At 72.1% G+C, this 19533-nt stretch carries 18 protein-coding genes and 1 tRNA gene; 3 read left to right on the forward strand and 16 right to left on the reverse strand.

From position 1 onward, the window contains the following. Nucleotides 1-89 precede the first annotated feature (89 nt). Nucleotides 90-347 carry a hypothetical protein gene (locus G7072_RS11100; RefSeq protein WP_166086341.1) on the reverse strand — a complete coding sequence of 86 codons (258 nt, stop codon included), beginning with the start codon at nt 345-347 and terminating at the stop codon, nt 90-92. 195 nt (nt 348-542) lie between these two features. Between G7072_RS11100 and G7072_RS11105 the strand changes: the two genes are divergently transcribed. After that, nucleotides 543-615, forward strand: a tRNA-Leu gene (locus tag G7072_RS11105). Nucleotides 616-657: 42 nt separating this feature from the next. On the opposite strand, the gene pyk is transcribed toward G7072_RS11105, so the two are convergent. The 12 genes from pyk to G7072_RS11165 form a co-directional block, all read right to left on the reverse strand. Further along, nucleotides 658-2112 carry a pyruvate kinase gene (gene pyk / locus G7072_RS11110; protein ID WP_166086343.1) on the reverse strand — a complete coding sequence of 485 codons (1455 nt, stop codon included), beginning with the start codon at nt 2110-2112 and terminating at the stop codon, nt 658-660. Nucleotides 2113-2226: 114 nt separating this feature from the next. Next, nucleotides 2227-3684, reverse strand: coding sequence for a glutamate synthase subunit beta (locus tag G7072_RS11115; RefSeq protein ID WP_166086345.1), 1458 nt, complete (start codon nt 3682-3684; stop codon nt 2227-2229). Continuing rightward, nucleotides 3677-8278 (reverse strand): glutamate synthase large subunit, encoded by a 4602-nt coding sequence (gltB, locus tag G7072_RS11120; protein ID WP_166086347.1) that lies wholly within the window; start codon nt 8276-8278, stop codon nt 3677-3679. Before gltB ends, G7072_RS11115 begins: the two co-directional genes overlap by 8 nt. 250 nt (nt 8279-8528) lie before the next feature. Continuing rightward, nucleotides 8529-9356, reverse strand: coding sequence for a VIT1/CCC1 transporter family protein (locus G7072_RS11125; protein ID WP_240916886.1), 828 nt, complete (start codon nt 9354-9356; stop codon nt 8529-8531). Between the two features lie 31 nt (nt 9357-9387). Then, nucleotides 9388-10377, reverse strand: coding sequence for a prolipoprotein diacylglyceryl transferase (gene lgt / locus G7072_RS11130; protein WP_240916888.1), 990 nt, complete (start codon nt 10375-10377; stop codon nt 9388-9390). 1 nt (nt 10378) lies between these two features. Next, nucleotides 10379-11068 (reverse strand): SCO family protein, encoded by a 690-nt coding sequence (locus tag G7072_RS11135; protein ID WP_166086351.1) that lies wholly within the window; start codon nt 11066-11068, stop codon nt 10379-10381. Continuing rightward, a complete protein-coding gene (trpA, locus tag G7072_RS11140) occupies nt 11061-11867 on the reverse strand; it encodes a tryptophan synthase subunit alpha (protein WP_166086353.1) in 807 nt (268 codons plus the stop codon). Before trpA ends, G7072_RS11135 begins: the two co-directional genes overlap by 8 nt. Continuing rightward, a complete protein-coding gene (gene trpB / locus G7072_RS11145) occupies nt 11860-13080 on the reverse strand; it encodes a tryptophan synthase subunit beta (protein WP_277343415.1) in 1221 nt (406 codons plus the stop codon). Before trpB ends, trpA begins: the two co-directional genes overlap by 8 nt. Nucleotides 13081-13154: 74 nt before the next feature. Beyond that, nucleotides 13155-13961, reverse strand: coding sequence for an indole-3-glycerol phosphate synthase TrpC (gene trpC / locus G7072_RS11150; RefSeq protein WP_166086355.1), 807 nt, complete (start codon nt 13959-13961; stop codon nt 13155-13157). A gap of 234 nt (nt 13962-14195) precedes the next feature. After that, nucleotides 14196-14651 carry a DUF2752 domain-containing protein gene (locus G7072_RS11155; protein WP_206063086.1) on the reverse strand — a complete coding sequence of 152 codons (456 nt, stop codon included), beginning with the start codon at nt 14649-14651 and terminating at the stop codon, nt 14196-14198. Next, nucleotides 14648-14875 carry an HGxxPAAW family protein gene (locus tag G7072_RS11160; RefSeq protein ID WP_166086358.1) on the reverse strand — a complete coding sequence of 76 codons (228 nt, stop codon included), beginning with the start codon at nt 14873-14875 and terminating at the stop codon, nt 14648-14650. The genes G7072_RS11155 and G7072_RS11160 overlap by 4 nt, the downstream gene beginning before the upstream one ends. 836 nt (nt 14876-15711) lie before the next feature. Continuing rightward, nucleotides 15712-16188 carry a DUF6326 family protein gene (locus G7072_RS11165; RefSeq protein ID WP_166086360.1) on the reverse strand — a complete coding sequence of 159 codons (477 nt, stop codon included), beginning with the start codon at nt 16186-16188 and terminating at the stop codon, nt 15712-15714. A 166-nt stretch (nt 16189-16354) separates the two neighbouring features. Here G7072_RS11165 and G7072_RS11170 point away from each other — a divergent pair, with 166 nt between their 5' ends. Further along, nucleotides 16355-17491 carry a sensor histidine kinase gene (locus G7072_RS11170; protein WP_166086362.1) on the forward strand — a complete coding sequence of 379 codons (1137 nt, stop codon included), beginning with the start codon at nt 16355-16357 and terminating at the stop codon, nt 17489-17491. Continuing rightward, nucleotides 17488-18150 carry a response regulator transcription factor gene (locus G7072_RS11175; RefSeq protein WP_166086364.1) on the forward strand — a complete coding sequence of 221 codons (663 nt, stop codon included), beginning with the start codon at nt 17488-17490 and terminating at the stop codon, nt 18148-18150. The genes G7072_RS11170 and G7072_RS11175 overlap by 4 nt, the downstream gene beginning before the upstream one ends. Before the next feature lie 154 nt (nt 18151-18304). Here G7072_RS11175 and G7072_RS11180 read toward each other — a convergent pair whose 3' ends face one another. From G7072_RS11180 to G7072_RS11190, 3 genes are read right to left on the reverse strand one after another with little or no spacing between them, the layout of a single operon-like run. Then, a complete protein-coding gene (locus G7072_RS11180; RefSeq protein WP_166086366.1) occupies nt 18305-18886 on the reverse strand; it encodes a Trp biosynthesis-associated membrane protein in 582 nt (193 codons plus the stop codon). Further along, a complete protein-coding gene (gene hisI, locus G7072_RS11185; protein WP_206063087.1) occupies nt 18879-19223 on the reverse strand; it encodes a phosphoribosyl-AMP cyclohydrolase in 345 nt (114 codons plus the stop codon). Before hisI ends, G7072_RS11180 begins: the two co-directional genes overlap by 8 nt. 45 nt (nt 19224-19268) lie before the next feature. Continuing rightward, the gene (locus tag G7072_RS11190) at nt 19269-19526 is read right to left on the reverse strand and encodes a hypothetical protein (protein WP_166086372.1); all 258 of its coding nucleotides are present in this window, start codon (nt 19524-19526) and stop codon (nt 19269-19271) included. Nucleotides 19527-19533: the final 7 nt, after the last annotated feature.

The following is a 19533-nucleotide window of genomic DNA, read 5'->3' on the forward strand; positions in this document are numbered from 1 at the left end:
CGCCGGCGGCTTGCGACGCACGGGAGGGGCTGGCCGGCGACGGCGAGGGGGGCGGGGTCGGGGTCACGGCAGCCCAGGGTAGTGGCAGGTCAGGCGTGGCCGCGTCGCGGGGGCGCGATGTCGCCGTCCGAGGAGCCGTCGCGGTCCGCCCCGTCGAGGTCCGGACCGTCGTGACGGCCGGGGCCGTCGAGCTGGTCGAGGTAGAGGCGCACGTCCTCGCGCTCGACACGCTGGCGCGACAGCCGGGTGGCCTCGTGGCGGGCGTTGGTGATCGCGCGCGCCTGTCCGAACCGTGCCGCCGAGAGGTCGAGCCACGTCCGGGCGCTGCGCGCCAAGGCCTTGCTCACACCCACTCGTGCTCCCTCGTCGACATCCTTCGTGGAGGCCCCACCCTGCCACCGCGTCGTACGGATGTGAACCCTGGAGCCCCGCCGGTCCGCCGGCTGAGACCGAGGGCCACCCACCGCCCCGGTCCGGTCCCTCGTACGCCGTCGTGGTCGGCTACCGTGTGCCTGGCTCGACCGGTGCGCCCGGCTCGAACGGCCCCGGTAGCCCAATGGCAGAGGCAGTGGTCTCAAACACCATCCAGTGTGGGTTCGAATCCCACCCGGGGCACCGTCCCGCCTCGCGACGCACGTGCCGTCGCGCCGAGCGGGGTCAGGACCTGGAACCGCGGCGGTAGGCGGGCGCGACCTCGTTGATCGCGTCGCCCATCCGGTGGATGCGCAGCGCGTTGGTCGACCCGGGGATGCCGGGCGGGCTGCCGGCGATGATGACCACGAGGTCGCCCTCCTCGACGCGGCCGATCTTCAGCAGCGCCTCGTCGACCTGGCGCACCATCTCGTCGGTGTGGTCCACGGACGCGCCGATGAACGTCTCGACGCCCCACGACATGCACAGCTGCGAGCGCACGTGCGGGACCGGGGTGAAGGCCAGCACCGGGATCTCGCTGCGGTAGCGCGAGAGCCGGCGGGCGGAGTCGCCGCTGACGGAGAACGCGACGAGGTACTTCGCCCCCACCCGCTCGGCGACCTCGGCGGCGGCCTTGGCCACCACACCGCCGCGGGTGCGCGGCTGCCAGTCGATGGCGGCCATGCGCGGCAGCACGTGGTCCTCGGTGGACTCGATGATGCGCGCCATCGTGGAGACGGTCTCGATGGGGTACTCCCCCACGCTGGTCTCGCCGGACAGCATCACCGCGTCGGTGCCGTCGAGCACCGCGTTGGCGACGTCGGAGGCCTCGGCGCGGGTGGGCCGCGGCGCGCTGATCATCGACTCCAGCATCTGGGTGGCGGTGATGACCGGCTTGGCGTTGCGCCGGGTCAGCTCGATGACCTGCTTCTGCAGGAACGGGACGTCCTCGAGCGGGCACTCGACGCCGAGGTCGCCGCGGGCGACCATGCAGCCGTCGAAGGCACGCACGATCTCGGCGAGGTTGTCGATGGCCTGCGGCTTCTCGATCTTGGCGATGACGGGCAGGTGCACGCCCTCCTCGTCCATGATCGCGCGGACGTCGTCGACGTCGGCGGCCGAGCGGACGAACGACAGCGCGATGATGTCGGCGGTCAGCTTCAGCGCCCAGCGCAGGTCGTCCTTGTCCTTCTCGCTCATCGCCGGCACCGAGACCGCGACGCCGGGCAGGTTGATGCCCTTGTTGTCGCTGATGCGTCCGCCGCCGTTGCAGCGGCACAGCACGTCGGTGCCGTCGACCGAGACCACCTCGAGGCGCACCCGGCCGTCGTCGATGAGCACCTGGTCGCCGGCGGAGACGTCGCCCGGCAGCCCCTGGTACGTCGTGCTGACGACCTCGGCGTCCCCGGGGACGTCCCGGGTCGTGATGGTGATCTCCTGGCCGTCGGTCAGGTCGATCGGGCCGACCTTGATCTTGCCGAGGCGGATCTTGGGGCCCTGGAGGTCCACGAGGATGCCGACACCGCGCCCGGTGGCGTCCGAGGCGTCGCGAACCATCCGATAGACCTTCTCGTGGTCCTCGTAGGTGCCGTGGCTCAGGTTCAGCCGGGCGACGTCCATGCCGGCCTCGACCAGCTCACGGATGCGCTCGGGGGTGGAGGTCGCGGGACCCAGGGTGCAGACGATCTTGGCTCTACGCACGGTTGGACCCTACCGCTCCCCCGACCGGCCCAATCCTTCTCCTGGAACGTTCCAAGGAATTCACCCGACTGGAACGTACCGGTCCGGCGGCGCCCGGGGCCCGGGCGCCGTGCCTCAGACGACGAGCGGTCGCGCGGTCGGCGGGATCGGCGACGGCAGCGTCGTCGAGCCGCGCAGGTAGGTGTCCACCGCAGCCGCGGCGGCCCGCCCCTCGGCGATCGCCCACACGATGAGCGACTGCCCGCGCCCCGCGTCGCCGGCGACGTACACGCCCTTCGCCGACGAGGCGTACGTCGAGTCGCGGCGGACGTTCGTGCGGTCGTCGAGGTCGAGGCCGAGCTGGTCGACCAGCACGTCGCTCTCGGGACCCGTGAAGCCCATGGCGAAGAGCACCAGGTCGGCCGGGATCTCCTTCTCGCTGCCCTCGATCTCCTGGAATTTCGCGTCGACCTCCACGATCTGCAGCGCGCGGACCTTGCCGTCCTCCGTGCCGAGGAACTGCTTGGTCGAGGCGGAGTAGACGCGGTCGCCGCCCTCCTCGTGGGCCGAGGAGACCCGGAAGAGCATCGGGTACGTCGGCCACGGCTGGTTGCCGGGACGGTCCTGCCCGGGCTGCGACATGATCTCGAGCTGGGTGACCGAGGCGGCCTCCTGGCGCAGCGAGGTGCCCAAGCAGTCGGCGCCGGTGTCTCCGCCGCCGATGATCACGACGTGCTTGCCGGTGGCGGTGATCTGGCCCTCGACCTCCTCGCCGAGCGCGACGCGGTTGGCCTGCGGCAGGAACTCCATGGCCTGGTGAATGCCGTCGAGCTCGCGGCCCGGGACCGGCAGGTCGCGCGCGACCGTGGAGCCGATGGCCAGCACGACGGCGTCGAAGCGCTCGCGCAGCTGGGTCCAGCTGATGTCCGTGCCGACCTCGACGCCGTTGCGGAAGACCGTGCCCTCGCGCTCCATCTGGCGCAGCCGGCGGTCGAGGAAGCGCTTCTCCATCTTGAACTCGGGGATGCCGTAGCGCATCAGCCCGCCGGGCTTGTCCGCCCGCTCGTAGACCACGACCGTGTGACCGGCGCGGGTGAGCTGCTGGGCCGCGGCCAGGCCGGCGGGCCCGGAGCCGATGACGGCCACGCGGCCGCCGGACAGCCACTCCGGCGGCTGGGGACGGACCAGTCCGTCGTCCCAGGCACGGTCGGCGATGGCGACCTCGACGTTCTTGATCGTGACCGGGTCCTGGTTGATGCCCAGCACGCAGGCGGTCTCGCAGGGCGCGGGGCACAGGCGGCCGGTGAACTCCGGGAAGTTGTTCGTCGCGTGCAGACGCTCGACGGCCTCCTCCCAGTCGTCGCGCCAGACCAGGTCGTTCCACTCCGGGATCAGGTTGCCCAGCGGGCAGCCCTGGTGGCAGAACGGGATGCCGCAGTCCATGCAGCGACCGGCCTGCGTGGTGATGATCGGCAGCACCGCCCGTCCGGCGCTGTCGGGGTAGACCTCGTTCCAGTCCTTCACCCGCTCGTGGACCGGGCGACGGTCGGCGCCCTGCCGTCCCGCCTTCAGGAATCCGCGTGGGTCAGCCATGAAGCACCTCCATGATCCGGGCGTTCGCCTCGTCCTCGTCGAGACCCTCTTCCAGGGCCTCGGCACGGGCGTCCAGCACTCGCTTGTAGTCGCGTGGCATCACCTCGGTGAACCGCTCGACCGACGACGACCAGTCCGCCAGCAGCTTCTCGGCGACGGTGGACCCGGTCTCCTCGAAGTGGCGGCGCACGAAGCCCTCGAGCTCGGCGACGGCGTCGTCGGTGACCGCGTTGAGCTCGACGAGCTCGGGGTTGACGTTGCCCTCGTCGAGGTCGAGCACGAAGGCCACGCCGCCGGACATGCCGGCGGCGAAGTTGCGACCGGTCTGTCCGAGCACGACGGCCCGTCCCCCGGTCATGTACTCGCAGCCGTGGTCGCCCACGCCCTCGACGACCGCGACGGCGCCGGAGTTGCGCACGCAGAAGCGCTCGCCGACCTGGCCGCGCAGGTAGATCTCGCCGTCGGTGGCGCCGTAGCCGATGACGTTGCCGGCGATGATCTGCTCGGCCGCGTCGAAGGTCGCCGCCTGGTCGGGGCGTACGACGATGCGGCCGCCGGACAGGCCCTTGCCGACGTAGTCGTTGGCGTCACCCTCCAGGCGCAGCGTGATGCCGCTCGGCAGGAAGGCCCCGAAGGACTGCCCGGCCGACCCGAGGAACGTGATGTCGATGGTGCCGTCCGGCAGGCCCTCGCCCTTGTAGCGCTTGGTGACCTCGTGGCCCAGGATCGTGCCGACGGTCCGGTTGACGTTGCGCACCTCGAGCTGCGCCCGCACCGGCTCGCCCCGCTCCAGGGCGTCGGCGGCGATCTCGACCAGCTGGTTGTCCAGCGCCTTGTCGAGGCCGTGGTCCTGGCCGGTGGCGTTGTGCCGCGAGGCGCCCTCGGGCAGCGGCGGCACGTGCAGGATCGGCGTCAGGTCGAGGCCCGAGGCCTTCCAGTGGTCGACGGCCGGCGCGATGTCGATGGCCTCGACCATGCCGACGGCCTCCTCGAGCGTGCGGAAGCCGAGCTCGGCGAGCAGCTCGCGCACCTCCTCGGCGATGTACTCGAAGAAGGTGACGACGTACTCCGCCTTGCCGGTGTAGCGCTGGCGCAGCGTGGGGTTCTGCGTGGCCACGCCGACCGGACAGGTGTCGAGGTGGCAGACGCGCATCATGATGCAGCCCGAGACCACCAGCGGCGCGGTCGCGAAGCCGAACTCCTCGGCCCCGAGCAGCGCGGCGATGATGACGTCGCGGCCGGTCTTGAGCTGGCCGTCGGCCTGCACCACGATCCGGTCGCGCAGCCCGTTGAGCAGCAGCGTCTGCTGGGTCTCGGCCAGGCCGAGTTCCCACGGTCCGCCGGCGTGCTTGAGCGAGGTCAGCGGCGAGGCGCCGGTGCCGCCGTCGTGGCCGGAGATCAGCACCACGTCGGCGTGCGCCTTCGAGACACCCGCCGCGACCGTGCCGACACCCACCTCGGCGACCAGCTTCACGTGGACCCGGGCGGACGGGTTCGCGTTCTTCAGGTCGTGGATGAGCTGGGCGAGGTCCTCGATCGAGTAGATGTCGTGGTGCGGCGGCGGGGAGATCAGGCCCACGCCGGGCGTGCTGTAGCGGGTCTTGGCCACCCACGGGTAGACCTTGTGGCCCGGCAGCTGGCCGCCCTCGCCGGGCTTCGCGCCCTGCGCCATCTTGATCTGGATGTCGTCAGCGTTGGTGAGGTACTCCGAGGTCACGCCGAATCGGCCGGACGCGACCTGCTTGATCGAGCTGCGGCGCTCGGGGTCGTGGAGCCGGTCGGCGTCCTCGCCGCCCTCACCGGTGTTGGACTTGCCGCCGAGGCGGTTCATCGCGATGGCGAGGGTCTCGTGGGCCTCCTGGCTGATCGACCCGTAGGACATCGCGCCGGTGGAGAACCGCTTGACGATCTCCGAGACCGGCTCGACCTCGTCGATCGGGACCGGCGTGCGGCCCATCGCCTCGGCGCCCTTGAGCTGGAACAGCCCGCGCAGCGTCATCAGTCGCTCGGACTGCTCGTCGACGCGCTGGGTGTACTGCTTGAACACGTCGTACTTGCCGGTGCGCGTGGCGTGCTGGAGCCGGAAGACGGTCTCGGGGTCGAACAGGTGCGGCTCGCCCTCGCGGCGCCACTGGTACTCCCCGCCGACCTCGAGCGAGCGGTGCGCGGGCGGCAGCCCGTCGACCGGGTACGCCGTGGCGTGGCGGCGGGCGACCTCGAGCGCGACCGTGTCCAGGCCGATGCCGCCGAGCTTGCTGACGGTGCCGGTGAAGTAGTGGTCGACGAGGTCCTGCGACAGGCCGACGGCCTCGAAGATCTGCGCGCCGGTGTAGGACGCGACGGTCGAGACGCCCATCTTGCTCATCACCTTGAGGACGCCCTTGCCGAGCGCCTTGACCAGGTTGCGGACGGCCTTCTCGGGCTCGATGTCGACGAAGTGGCCGTCGCGGGCCATGTCCTCGACGGTCTCCATCGCCAGGTAGGGGTTGACGGCGGCGGCGCCGTACCCGATGAGCAGCGCGACGTGGTGGACCTCGCGGACGTCGCCGGCCTCGATGACCAGCCCGACCTGGGTGCGGGTCTTCTCGCGCACCAGGTGGTGGTGGACCGCGGCGGTGAGCAGCAGCGACGGGATCGGGGCGCGCTCGGCGTTGGAGTGGCGGTCCGACAGCACGATGATGCGCGCGCCGTTGGCGATGGCCTCCGAGGTCTCGCGGCAGATCTCCTCGAGACGGGTGGCCAGCGCCTGGCCTCCCCCGGTGAGGTCGTAGAGACCGCGGGAGACGTGGGTGATGAAGCCCGGCATGTCGCCGTCACGGTTGATGTGACGGATCTTGGCCAGCTCGTCGTTGTCGATCACCGGGAACGGCAGCACCACCTGGCGACAGGAGTGCGGGCTCGGGGTGAGCAGGTTGCCCTCCGGGCCGATGCTGCCGTTGAGGGAGGTGACGAGCTCCTCGCGGATGGCGTCGAGCGGCGGGTTGGTGACCTGCGCGAAGAGCTGGCTGAAGTAGTCGAACAGCAGACGCGGCTTGTCCGACAGCGCGGCGATGGGGGTGTCGGTGCCCATCGAGCCGATCGGCTCGGCGCCGGTCTTGGCCATCGGCGCGAGCAGGACGCGCTTCTGCTCCTCGGTGTAGCCGAAGACCTGCTGGCGGCGGGTGACCGAGGCGTGGGTGTGGATGACGTGCTCGCGGTCGGTGACGTCCTCGAGCTTGATGAGGCCGGCGTGCAGCCACTCGTCGTACGGGTGCTGCGAGGCGAGGTCGCCCTTGATCTCCTCGTCCTCGATGATGCGGTGCTCCTCGGTGTCGACGAGGAACATGCGGCCCGGCTGGAGCCGGCCCTTGCGCACCACGGTGGCGGGGTCGATGTCGAGGACGCCGACCTCGGAGGCGAGGACGACGAGACCGTCCTCGGTGACCCAGTAGCGGCTGGGGCGCAGGCCGTTGCGGTCGAGGACCGCGCCGACCTGGGTGCCGTCGGTGAAGGTCACGCAGGCGGGACCGTCCCAGGGCTCCATCACGGTGGAGTGGAACTCGTAGAACGCGCGGCGCTTCGCGTCCATGGTGGCGTGGTTCTCCCACGCCTCCGGGATCATCATGAGCACGGCGTGCGGGAGCGTGCGGCCGCCGAGGTGCAGCAGCTCGAGGACCTCGTCGAAGGACGCCGAGTCGCTGGCGCCGGTGGTGCAGATCGGGAAGATCCGCTCGAGGTCGCCGGGGATCAGGTCGCTGGCGAGCAGCGCCTCGCGGGCCCGCATCCAGTTGCGGTTGCCCATGACGGTGTTGATCTCGCCGTTGTGGGCGATGAACCGGAACGGGTGGGCCAGCGGCCAGCTCGGGAACGTGTTGGTGCTGAAGCGGGAGTGCACCACGCCGATCGCCGACTCGACGCGCTCGTCGACGAGGTCGGGGAAGAACCGGTCGAGCTGGTCGGTGGTGAGCATGCCCTTGTAGCCGAGGGTGCGCGAGGACAGCGTCGGGAAGTAGACCTCCGCCTCCTTCTCCGCCCGCTTGCGCAGCACGAAGGCGCGCCGCTCGAGCGCCATGCCGAGCTCGCCCTCGCGGGAAGCGACGAACAGCTGGCGGAAGGTCGGCATGGTGCCGTGCGCGATGGAGCCGAGCAGGTCGGGCGTGGTGGGCACGTCGCGCCAGCCGAGGACGGTCAGGCCCTCCTCCTCGGCGATGCGCTCGACGGTGGCCACGGCCTCGGCGGCCAGGTCGGCGGCCTCGCCGTCGTCGGTGGCCTGCGGGTCGGCGACGTCGGTGGCGGAGGCGTCCGGGGCCCCGACGCGGGGCAGGAAGGCGCAGCCCACGGCGTACGTGCCGGCGGCGGGGAGCTCGAAGTCGACGACCGCGCGCAGGAAGCGGTCGGGCACCTGCATGAGGATGCCCGCGCCGTCGCCGGAGTCCGGCTCGGCACCGACGGCGCCGCGGTGGTCGAGGTTGCGCAGCGCCTGGATCGCCTTGGCGACGATGTCGTGGCTGGCGACGCCGGTGAGGGTCGCGACGAAGGCGACACCGCACGCGTCGTGCTCGAACCGGGGGTCGTAGAGCCCTTCAGGGCCCTGCGGCGAGGAGAAGGCCCGCATGGCGCACCCTTTCGCGTCATCGACACCCGCCGCGCAGGGCCGGGTCCGCTGTGGAGCACGGGAGCCGGGCCATGAGGTGGACCCCGAGGGATCACCGTTGCAACGAGGGGTGCCATCTGTGCATGGCGGCGCGGGACGACGTTGGCCCAGTGCCGGAATCGTACCCCATCACATCACCTGGGCCCCGGTGTCGAGAAGGGGCGGACCGTTCGTGGACACGGGGCCGACGAGGGGTTTCTCACCCCGGGTGTCACCCGAGTCCGGCGCCCCCGACGAGGGACCCGAAGCCGTAGGTCAGCGCCGCTGCGGCGGCCCCCAGGATGGTCATGCGGGCACCGCCGTACCACCAGCTGCGCACGGTCACCTGGGTGACCAGGGCGCCGCAGGCGAACAGCGCCACCATCGTCAGCAGCAGGCCGGGCAGGATCGTGGTCGCGCCCAGGAAGTACGGGACCAGCGGCACGAGCGCGCCGAGCGCGAAGGCCACGAACGACGAGCCGCCGGCCAGCAGCGGGGAGGCCAGGTCGTCGGGGTCGATGCCGAACTCCTCCTTGGCGTGCACCGCGACGGCGTTGTCGAGGTCGTGGTGCACCTGGACCGCCATCTGCATCGCGAGGTCCTCGTCGATGCCCTTGGCGGCGTACATCGCGGCCAGCTCGGCGGTCTCGCCCGCGCCGTTGCGGGTGATCTCGCGGCGCTCCTTGGCGACCTCAAACTCGGCGGCCTCGGACTGGCTGGCGACGGAGTTGTACTCCCCCACCGCCATCGAGAAGGCGCCGGCGGCGAGACCCGCGAGACCGGCCAGCACGACGGCGGTCGAGGCGTCGCCGGAGCTGCTGGCCGCGGTGCCGCCCGCAACGCCCGCGATCAGCGCGACGTTGGAGACCAGGCCGTCCATCGCGCCGAACAGCGCGGGGCGCAGCCAGCCGCCGGTGACGTCGGCGTGCTCGTGCTGGATCTCCTCGACGACCTCCTCGTCGGAGAGTCCGGCCAGGTCGGGACGCACGTCGGCGAGGGCCGGCACGTCGGAGGGGTCGGCGGGCTGGCCGGCCTGGTCAGGGGATCGGGTGTCGCTCACGAGCCCACGGTAGCCAGGCGGGCCGGGCATTTCACCGAAGGTGAGGCTCACCTTCGTCGGGCTCGGAGGCCGTTCCGGACGTCCTGTCCGACGCCCGTACGGCGCCCTCGTCGGTGTCGGAGTCCTCGCCGTCGGCCGTCTCGGCGTCGGGGCCGTGCCCGGGCCGGTAGACCCGCTCCTCGCGACCGGGGTGCCGCCGGGAGGACCAGACGAAGAACGCGATCGCGGCGAGGCCGACGATGATCGAGGTCCACACGTTGAGCCGCAGCCCGAAGACGTCGTTGGCCTCGACCGGGTCGATGCGGAGGTACTCGATCCAGCCGCGGCCGGCGCAGTAGCCGGCGACGTACAGCGCGAAGACGCGACCGTGACCGAGCCGGAGGCGGCGGTCGAGCCAGATGATCAGCAGGGCGACGGCGACGTTCCAGACGGCCTCGTAGAGGAAGGTCGGGTGGAAGGTCTCGAACTGCTGGTAGCCCTCGGGGCGGCGGGCGACGTCGGGGATCTCGAGCGCCCACGGCACGTCAGTGGGCCGGCCGAAGAGCTCCTGGTTGAAGTAGTTGCCGAACCGCCCGATCGCCTGGGCGACCACCACGCCGGGCGCGAGCGCGTCGGCCATGGGGAGGAACTTGATGCCGGCCCGGCGGGCGCCGATGTAGGCGCCGAGCGCCCCGAGCGCGATGGCGCCCCAGATGCCGAGGCCGCCCTGCCAGACGTAGAGGATCCCCCAGGGACCCTTGTAGACGCCCTCGCAGCGGTCGGCGCCGCCGACGTAGCAGCCGCTGTCGGTGATGACGTGGTAGAGCCGGCCGCCGACGATGCCGAACGGCACCGCCCAGATGGCGATGTCGGCGATCTCGCCGGAGCGGCCGCCGCGGGCCACCCAGCGCCGGTCGCCGATCCAGACCGCCGCGATGACGCCGGCGATGATGCACAGCGCGTAGGCGCGCAGCGGGAACGGGCCGAGGTACCAGACGCCCTGCTCGGGGCTCGGGATGGACTGCAGGACCAGGTCGTTCACGTCAGCTCTCCTGCTCGGGGACGCCGTCGGTCAGGAGCACGGCGAGGTCGTCGGCCAGCTTCGAGGCCGAGGTGCCCTCGGTCCACAGGATCGGGACGCTACCGTCCGGGCGCACGGCCAGGATCGGGGTGCCGTGGTTGACCTCGTAGCCGCCGGTGGGCAGCTTGCGGCCCTGGTCGACGCCGACGTAGACGGTCTTGGCCAGCTGGGTGATCACGTCCAGGTCGCCGGTGAGGCCCTCGAAGCCGGGGTCGAAGCGGTCGAGGTACTCCCGCAGGGTGGCGGTGTCGTCCCGCGCCGGGTCGGTCGTGACGAACCACATCGCCACCTGGTCGGCCTGCTCGGCGTCGAGGCGGGCCAGCGCAGAGGTCACGTCGGCCATCACGGCCTGGCAGATGTCGGGACAGTTGGTGTAGCCGAAGAAGACCAGCGTCAGGGGCTTCTCCAGCGCCTGCCGCGTGTCGACGGCATCACCCGAGGTGGCGGTCAGCTCCGCGCTCCCCCAGGTGTAGGGGTCGTCGAGGACGGCGCCGTTCATGCCGTCGTCGTCGGAGGTGGTCAGGCCCTCGACCACGGCCCCGTCGGCGCCCTCGTCGGTGGCGCCGGAGCCGCAGGCGGTGAGCGCCAGGCCCGCGGCCGCGAGCAGCGCGGCGAGGGCGCGACGGCGGTGCCGCTCAGCCTGCTCAGCCACGCCGGACCCCGTCGGCGAGGTCGAGGGTCAGGGTCTCCAGGTCCTTCAGCGCGGTGGCCCGGTCGGGGGCGTCGAGCAGCGCTCGCACGAAGGCCGAGCCCACGATGACGCCGTCGGCGTAGCCGGCGATCTCGGCCGCCTGGTCGCCGTTGGAGACACCGAGGCCGACCCCGACGGGCAGGTCGGTGGCCTTCTTGGTGCGCGCCACGAGCGGCGGGGCGAGGTCGCTGGTCGAGCTCCGGGCGCCGGTGACGCCCATGACGGCGGCGGCGTAGACGAAGCCGCGGCAGTGCTCGACGGTGTAGGCGATCCGGGCCTCGGTCGAGGAGTGCGCGACGAGGAAGATCCGGTCGAGGTCGTGGGCGTCGGAGGCCTCGAGCCACGGGCCGGCCTCGTCGGGCGTCAGGTCGGGGGTGATGAGACCGGAGCCGCCCGCGGAGGCCAGGTCGGCGGCGAACCGCGCGACGCCGTACGCCTCGACGGGGTTCCAGTAGGTCATGACGACGGTGGCGACGCCGGTGTCGGCGACCGCCTCGACGACGCGCAGGACGTCGGTGGTGCGGGTGCCCTGGTCGAGCGCCTGCTGGGCGGCGGCCTGGATAGTGGGGCCGTCCATGACGGGGTCGGAGTAGGGCAGCCCGATCTCGATGACGTCGCAGCCGTTCGCCGCCATCGCCTTGATGGCCTCGATGGAGCCGTCGACGTCGGGGAAGCCGGCGGGCAGGTAGCCGACGAGGGCGGCGCGGCCCTCGTCGCGGGCGAGGGCGTAGGCCTGGGTGACACGGCTGTTCTCACTCATGGCTGTCACCCTCGCGCACGGGCTCGCCGCCGCCGGAGCCGGTCAGGCCGAACCAGTCCTTCGCCGTCTGCATGTCCTTGTCGCCGCGGCCCGACAGGTTGACGAGGTAGGTCTTGTCGGGGTTCTCCTTCGCCAGCCGCAGCGTGCCGGCGACGGCGTGGGCGGTCTCGATGGCGCAGATGATGCCCTCGGTGCGGGCCAGCAGCGACATCGCCTCCATGGCCTCGACGTCGGTGACCGACTCGTAGCGGGCGCGACCGGCGTGCGAGAGGTGGGCGTGCTCGGGGCCGACGCCGGGGTAGTCCAGCCCGGCGGAGATCGAGTGCGACTCCGCCGTCTGGCCGTCCTCGTCCTGCAGCACGTAGGTGCGCGCGCCGTGGAGCACGCCGATGCTGCCGCCGCTGATGGTGGCGGCGTGGCGCGGGGTGTCGACGCCCTCGCCGCCGGCCTCGAAGCCGACGATCTCGACGCTCGGGTCGTCGACGAAGCCGGCGAAGAGGCCGATGGCGTTGGAGCCGCCGCCGACGCAGGCGGTGACGACGTCGGGCAGCCCGCCGGTCATCGCGATGCACTGGGCGCGGGCCTCGTCGCCGATGCCGCGCACGAAGGAGCGGACCAGGCTGGGGAACGGGTGGGGGCCGGCGGCGGTGCCGAAGAGGTACGCCGTGTAGTCGACGCTGGCCACCCAGTCGCGCAGGGCCTCGTTGATGGCGTCCTTGAGGGTGGCCGAGCCGGTCGTGACCGGGATGACCTCGGCGCCGAGCAGGCGCATGCGGGCGACGTTGAGGGCCTGGCGCTCGGTGTCGACCTGGCCCATGTAGACGGTGCAGTCGAGCCCGAGGTACGCCGCCGCGGTGGCCGAGGCGACGCCGTGCTGGCCGGCGCCGGTCTCGGCGATGACGCGCTTCTTGCCCATCCGCTTGGTGAGCAGGGCCTGGCCCAGCACGTTGCGGATCTTGTGGGCGCCGGTGTGGAGCAGGTCCTCGCGCTTGAGCAGGATGCGGGCGCCGGCGTGCTCGGAGAGCCGGTGGGCCTCGTAGAGACGGCTGGGCGTGCCGGCGTACTCCCGCATGAGGCCGTCGAGCTCGGCGAGGAACTCGGGGTCGGCCATGGCCTCGCGCCAGGCGACCTCGAGCTCGTCGAGGGCGGCGATGAGCGCCTCGGGCATGAAGCGTCCGCCGAAGTCGCCGAAGTGGCCGGTGGCGTCGGGCAGCCAGGCGCTGACGAGGTCGGTCGTCTCGGGCGGGGGCGTCGTCTCGGTGCTCACGGTGTCTCCTGTCGGGGACGTCAGGATCGGGAGGGGCGGATGTCGGAGTGGCCGGCCTCGACCATGGCCGCGACCGCGGCGCGCGGGTCTCCCCCGCGCACGAGCGCCTCGCCCACGAGGACGGCGTCGGCGCCGGCCGCGACCACGCGGCGTACGTCGTCGGGGCCGGTGATGCCGGACTCGGCGACGGCGACCGCGTCGGCGGGCAGCGACGGCGCGATGCGCTCGAAGGCGGTGTCGTCGACCTCGAGGGTCTTGAGGTTGCGGGCGTTGACGCCGATGAGCGTGGCGCCGACGTCGAGGGCGCGCTGCACCTCGGCGGGGTCGTGGACCTCGACGAGCACGGTGAGGCCGAGCCCGCGGGCCTCGGCGTGCAGGTGCTCGAGGGTCGGCTGGTCGAGCCCGGCGACGATGAGCAGCACGAGGTCGGCGCCGGCGGCGCGGGCCTCCCACAGCTGGTAGCTGGTGACGATGAAGTCCTTGCGCAGCACCGGGATCGTGACCTGCTTGCGGACCGCGCGGAGGTCGTCGAGCGAGCCGCCGAAACGACGTTGCTCGGTCAGCACGCTGATGACGGACGCGCCGCCGGACTCGTACTCCGCGGCCAGCGCGGCAGGGTCCGGGATGTCGGCCAGGTCGCCCTTGCTCGGCGACTTGCGCTTGACCTCGCTGATGACGCTGACGCCGGGCGCCGCGAGCGCGGGCATCGGGTCGAGCGCCGGTGCGGCGTCGGCGACGAGGCGCTCCAGCTCGGCCAGCGGCGTGGTCGCCTCACGGGCGGCGAGGTCGACACGCACCCCCTCGATGATCTGGTCGAGGACGGACATGACTGACCTTTCGCGCGGACGAGTGCGGGGCTCGGACGACTCCGCCCGCAGGCGGGAAACCCCAGCTCCCAGCCTCTCACGACCCCCAACCCCCCTCCCAACCTGATGCCGCCAGTTCCAGTTACCGGAGGGGTGCCGGTTTCACTAGGTACCTAGTGAAACCGGCGCTTCCCCAACGATGCTTCGCTCGGGAAGCGCCGGTTTCGTTCGGGAAGCACGGGCCGGTACGCCGACTCAGGGCGCGAGCCAGCTCCCGGCCGATGTGTTGCGGGCGACCCAGAAGACGACCATCGCCACGAGGCCGATCCCCGAGGCGACGGCGACGAGGGGCGCAGGCAGGGGCCGACGCCGGTCCCGCCAGGTCTGGACGAGGCTGCGGGCCCAGAGGGCGGCCACGATCGGCAGCGCGGAGACCACCAGCAGGTTGCTGCTGGCGGCCGCGGCCACGTCACCGTGGGTCAGGTCGTTGATCGCACGGAGGCCGCCACAGCCCGGGCAGGCGGTGCCGGTCGACAACAGCCAGGGGCAGAAACCCCAGGAGCCCTGGTCGTGCGGGTCGCGCAGGTGCAGCGCGAGGCTCAGGAGCAGGACGACGCCGGCGAGGACCAGGTGCGGCCGGACGCGTCGCAGGCGGACCCGCCGTGACCCGGACCGTTCGGTCCCGGCGTCCGGCGCGTCCAGCAGGGTCACGAGCCGGCGGTGGTCTTGTTGTAGTCGTGCTCGAGCGGGGTGCCGCCCATGCCGGCCTTGCCCATGACGTAGCCGACGAGGCCACCGATCGGGCCGAGCGCGCAGCCGATCCAGAACATCAGCATGTTCTCCAGCACGAGGCCGAGGCCCGCGACGACGAAGCCGAGGAACACGACGGACACTCCGGTCCAGGCAGCAGGGGTGTTGCCGTGGTTGGCGCTCATCGCGTGGTCTCCTTCGGGGGCCGGGTCGGGACAGCCTCCATCGTAGGGGAGCCGGGCCTCCGTGGTCCGCACGGTCCTCGCGGCGGTGTCGCCAGGCTCACACCGGGACGGGTCGGTGTCGGCGGATCGAACCATCGCATCGGCGCCACAGGTTCCGGGCTCGGGATCTCGGCACGTTCTGGCGGCACCGGAGAGAGGAAGGGGTGACCGGTCGGGCCCCGTTAGCGTTCCGGGGTGATCACAACGTTCCTGGTCGAGCACCCGTAGCTGTCGCCGGCCGCGCTGGTCGCACTCGTCCTCCTCGGTCCGCTCGTCGGGCGACTGGTGGCCCACCGGCCGGGTGCGGCCTGGCTGCTCACTGGTCTCGGGACGCTCCCGGTGCTGGTGCTGACGATGCTCCCGACGGACCGGAGGGCGTTCGAACGCTGCGACGTCGCGTGGGCGCTGCCCACCGCCGGACGCGTCGAGCTCGCCGCCAACGTCGTGCTCTTCGTGGCACCGGCGCTGTTCGCCTCGGTGGCGACCCGGCGTCCCGCGCTGGTGCTTGTGGGCGCCAGCGCGACAGCCGCAATGATCGAGACGGTGCAGGCGCTGGTCCCGGCGATCGGACGGTCCTGCTCGACCAACGACTGGCTCTCCAACACGATCGGTGTCGCCATCGGTGTCCTGCTGGCGGTGATCGCGCTCCGGCTCGCTGGCCCTCCCAGGCACGCTGAGTGCCCCCAGGAGGTCGTGCCAGACGTCCGATTACGCCAGCCGGTGGTCGGCGCTCTTCGAGTTAACCGCTGGGGCGTGCAGCTCCAGCGTGGGGTCGCGATCCGTCGAGCCTGCCTGCGTCAGACCCGCTGCCGGGCGCGCACCGCTCCGCCGTCCGCTGTCACCGTCGGGACTGCGCGCGGCCAGGTCCAGGCCCACCGCACGATGAGGGCGAGCACGAACAGTTCCAGCGTGACGCCGAGGCCGTAGTAGTAGAGATAGGTCCCGCCCGCGAGGTTGAACACCGTGACCGGCACGTAGAGCGCGGCCACGCCGAGGGTGGTGGCTCGGGCCGCCTTCGCGGGGAGCGCCACGCTCAGCACCACCATGAGGATCGGGACCGACACCAGCGCCAGGGCCGAGACCGAGAAGGTCTGCGAGAGGGCGAACTCGAAGACGCGGCCGTCGAGGATCTCCTCGACCGTGCCGGGCGTGTAGAAGTTGAGGATGTCGACGTACGCGTAGAGCAGCGTGAAGCTCGTCCACGCCGCGGCGAGCTTGACCCGCGTCGGCAGCGGCGGGTCGTCCAGCGTGGCGGTGGTGGGTCGTGGGTTCATCTCGGGCTCCTGGTTCGTGGAGGGATCGGTTCGGTGACTCCACGATCGCCAGTCCCAGCGCTGGGCACATCCGCCCGGAGACTCCGACTCCCCCGGCCGATGGAACGGTCTGCCTCTCGTTCTTTCGGCCGGTACGCCGAAGCGCGCCGGTCCCTAGGCTGGAGTCGTGATCGACGTCGGGCGCTCCCTGTGGCACGAGCCGCGACCTGACGACGTCCCGCCCGTCGGTCGCCCCGACTGGCTGCTGGCCGGTGGGTTCGCCCTCGCCGCGGTGGTCGAGGGCGTCGTACGCCCGGACCTGACCTGGCGCCCGCTCATGATCGTGCTCGCCCTGGCGCTGGTGCCCGCGCTGCTCTGGCGGCGCGCCTCCCCCCTTGTGGCCACCCTCGTCGGGTGGGGCGTCGCCGGCGTGCTCTCGGTCGTCCAGCTTGCTGCGAGCACCGATGACCTCGGCCTCTTCTCCATGATGAGCGTGCTGGTCCTGCTCTACGCCCTGGTGCGGTGGGGCTCGGGACGCGAGATGGCGGCCGGTACGGCGTACGTGGCGCTCGTCGTGGCGCTCGGGATGTACGCCTCCGCCACCGGCTCCGCAGACGTGTTCGGGGGGATCGTGCTCCTGCTGCTGGTGGCCGCGCTGGCCGTCGTGTTCCGCTACCGCGCGGACCTCTGGCAGCGGCAACGACGCGAGATCCGCAACGAGGAACGGGTGGCGCTGGCGCGCGAGCTGCACGACACCGTGGCCCACCACGTCTCCGCCATCGCGGTGCAGGCGCAGGCCGGTGGCGCGGTCGCTAGCGTCCAGCCCGAGCGGGCGGTCGAGGTGCTGGCCGCGATCGAGTCCGAGGCGTCGCGCACGCTGGCGGAGATGAGGTCGATGGTGCGGGTGCTGCGCGAGGACGAGGCCGCCGTCTACGCGCCCGGGCCCGGTGTCGCGGACCTGTCCGCGCTGGCGCGCACCGACGCGACACCCACCGTCGAGGTCTCGCTGCACGGTTCGTTGACCCGGCTGGCGCGCCCCGTGGACACCGCCGTCTACCGGCTCGCCCAGGAGTCGTTGACCAACGCCGTCCGTCACGCCCGGAGCGCGACCCGCGTCGGGATCGACGTACGCCGTGAGGGGGGCTCGGTCCGGCTGCGCGTCACCGACGACGGGCACACCGCGTCGGGACCGACCACGGAGCCCGGCTTCGGCCTGCTGGGGATGGCCGAACGCGCCCACCTCCTCGGCGGATCGCTCTCCGCAGGGCCGGGGCCTGACGGCGGCTGGGTCGTCGAGGCCGTGCTGCCGGCGGAGACGGCATGAGCATCCGCGTCGTCGTGGCCGACGACCAGGATCTGGTCCGGACCGGGCTGGTGATGATCCTCGGCGTGCAGCCCGACATCGAGGTCGTCGGCGAGGCGGCCGACGGCCTCGCCGCGCTCGACGTGGCCAGGCGGCTGCGTCCCGACGTCCTGCTCGTCGACATCCGGATGCCGGGGCTCGACGGCGTCGAGGTGACGCGGCGCCTGGCCGGACCGGACGTGGCGGACCCGATGGCGGTCGTCGTGATCACGACCTTCGACCTCGACGAGTACGTCCTCGGCGCCCTGCGCGCCGGCGCCCGCGGCTTCCTGCTCAAGGACGCCGGACCGGAGCTCCTCGCGCAGGCCATCCGCGCGGCGGCTGCCGGGGACGCGCTGATCGCGCCCAACGTCACGCGCCGGCTGCTGGCGACCTTCGCCGACCAGGCACCGGCAGCGCCGTACCAGCCCGTCGACCCGCTCACCGAGCGCGAGGAAGAGGTGCTCCTCCTGGTGGCGCGGGGCCGGACCAACGCCGAGATCGCTGCCGAGCTCTACGTCGGCCTGAGCACCGTCAAGAGCCACGTCGCGTCACTGATGGCCAAGCTCGACGTGCGCAACCGCGTCGAGATCGCGATCTGGGCCCACGACACCAAGCGCGTGCGCGCCGAGAGACCGTAGTCCCAGATTCGTGCGCCTCGTCGACGAGCAGCGGCTCGAGTGGCGGGGCCGACGGGGTCGACCGCGATTGTGTGGTGTTTGTGCAGGCCTATGACCTGCAGAAACACCACACAATCGCGAGCCGGGCCTCTGGCCTGGTGTGCGCGCCGTGAGATCAGACGGTCGGGTCGCGGCCGTCGTCCATGGCGCGCCACTGGTCGGCCGGTGTCGCCGCGGTGGTGGTCGCGCCGTCGCGGTCGTAGCGACGGCTCATCTGCGGGTACGTCGCGCACCTCGCGAACGCGACCGCGAACGCGACGACGCAGCCGGCCAGGGCGACGGCTCCCACCCAGGGCCAGGCTGAGGTCGACGTACCACCGTCGGCGGTGCCGCTGAGCAGGTCCGTCGCGGCGTCGGTCGCGCCGCCCGCCGACAGCAGCGCGGCGGCGGCTCCTCCAGCGGCGGCCAGTGCGCCAAGGACGGCGACGACCCTGCGGCCGGGGGTGCGCAGCACGAGGAAGGCGCCCCAGCAGGCCAGCGCCACCAGACCGAGGGGCAGCATCACGGGCGCGACGTCGGTGCCCGCGACGGACACCTCACGGGGGCCGGGGGTGCCGGTGATCGCGGTGGCCCAGGTCCGGCCGGCGGCGAGGGTGCCGAGCCCGGCGGTGGCCAGCCCGGCGAGGAGGACCGTGCCGAACCCCGAGGTACGTCGCTCCCGCTGCGGTGCGGCGGTGGGTTGCGGGGCGTCAGGCATCGCTCAGCAGGCCGTCGTCGAAGCAGGTCCGGGCGCCGGTGTGGCAGGCGGGACCCTCCTGGTCGACCTTGACGAGCAGGGTGTCGCCATCGCAGTCGAGGCGGACCTCCTTGACGTGCTGGCGGTGCCCGGAGGTCTCGCCCTTCACCCAGTACTCCTGGCGCGAGCGGCTCCAGAACGTCCCGCGCCCGGTGGTCAGCGTGCGGTGCAGGGCCTCGTCGTCCATCCAGCCGACCATCAGCACCTCGCCGGTGTCGTGCTGCTGGATCACCGCGGTCACGAAGCCCTGGGGGTCGCGCTTGAGACGGTCGGCGATGGCGGGGTCGAGGGAGCTCACGGCCCCTAGTATCCGCGCCACCAATCGGCGTCCGAAATCGGCGCGTCAGGCAAACCCTCCGCGTGGCACCCAGCCCTCGCCCACGGCCTTCGCCAGGTCCTTGACGGCCGAGAAATCGTAATCAGCCTCGGGCATGAAGTCGTGGAACATGAGGACCAGCTCGTCGAGGATCGCCTCCTCGTCGCGGCCCCGGCGCGCGAGGTCCCGCACCGCCGTTCTGAACTGGCTTTGGACCGACTCCATGGCCGGCAGGAGGGCTCGTGCAAGCGGGTCGAGCTGAAGCAGTGCAGCAAAGTCGGTCATGGGACGC

This window comes from Nocardioides sp. HDW12B (assembly GCF_011299595.1).
In the GTDB taxonomy this organism is placed as follows: Bacteria; Actinomycetota; Actinomycetes; order Propionibacteriales; family Nocardioidaceae; genus Marmoricola_A.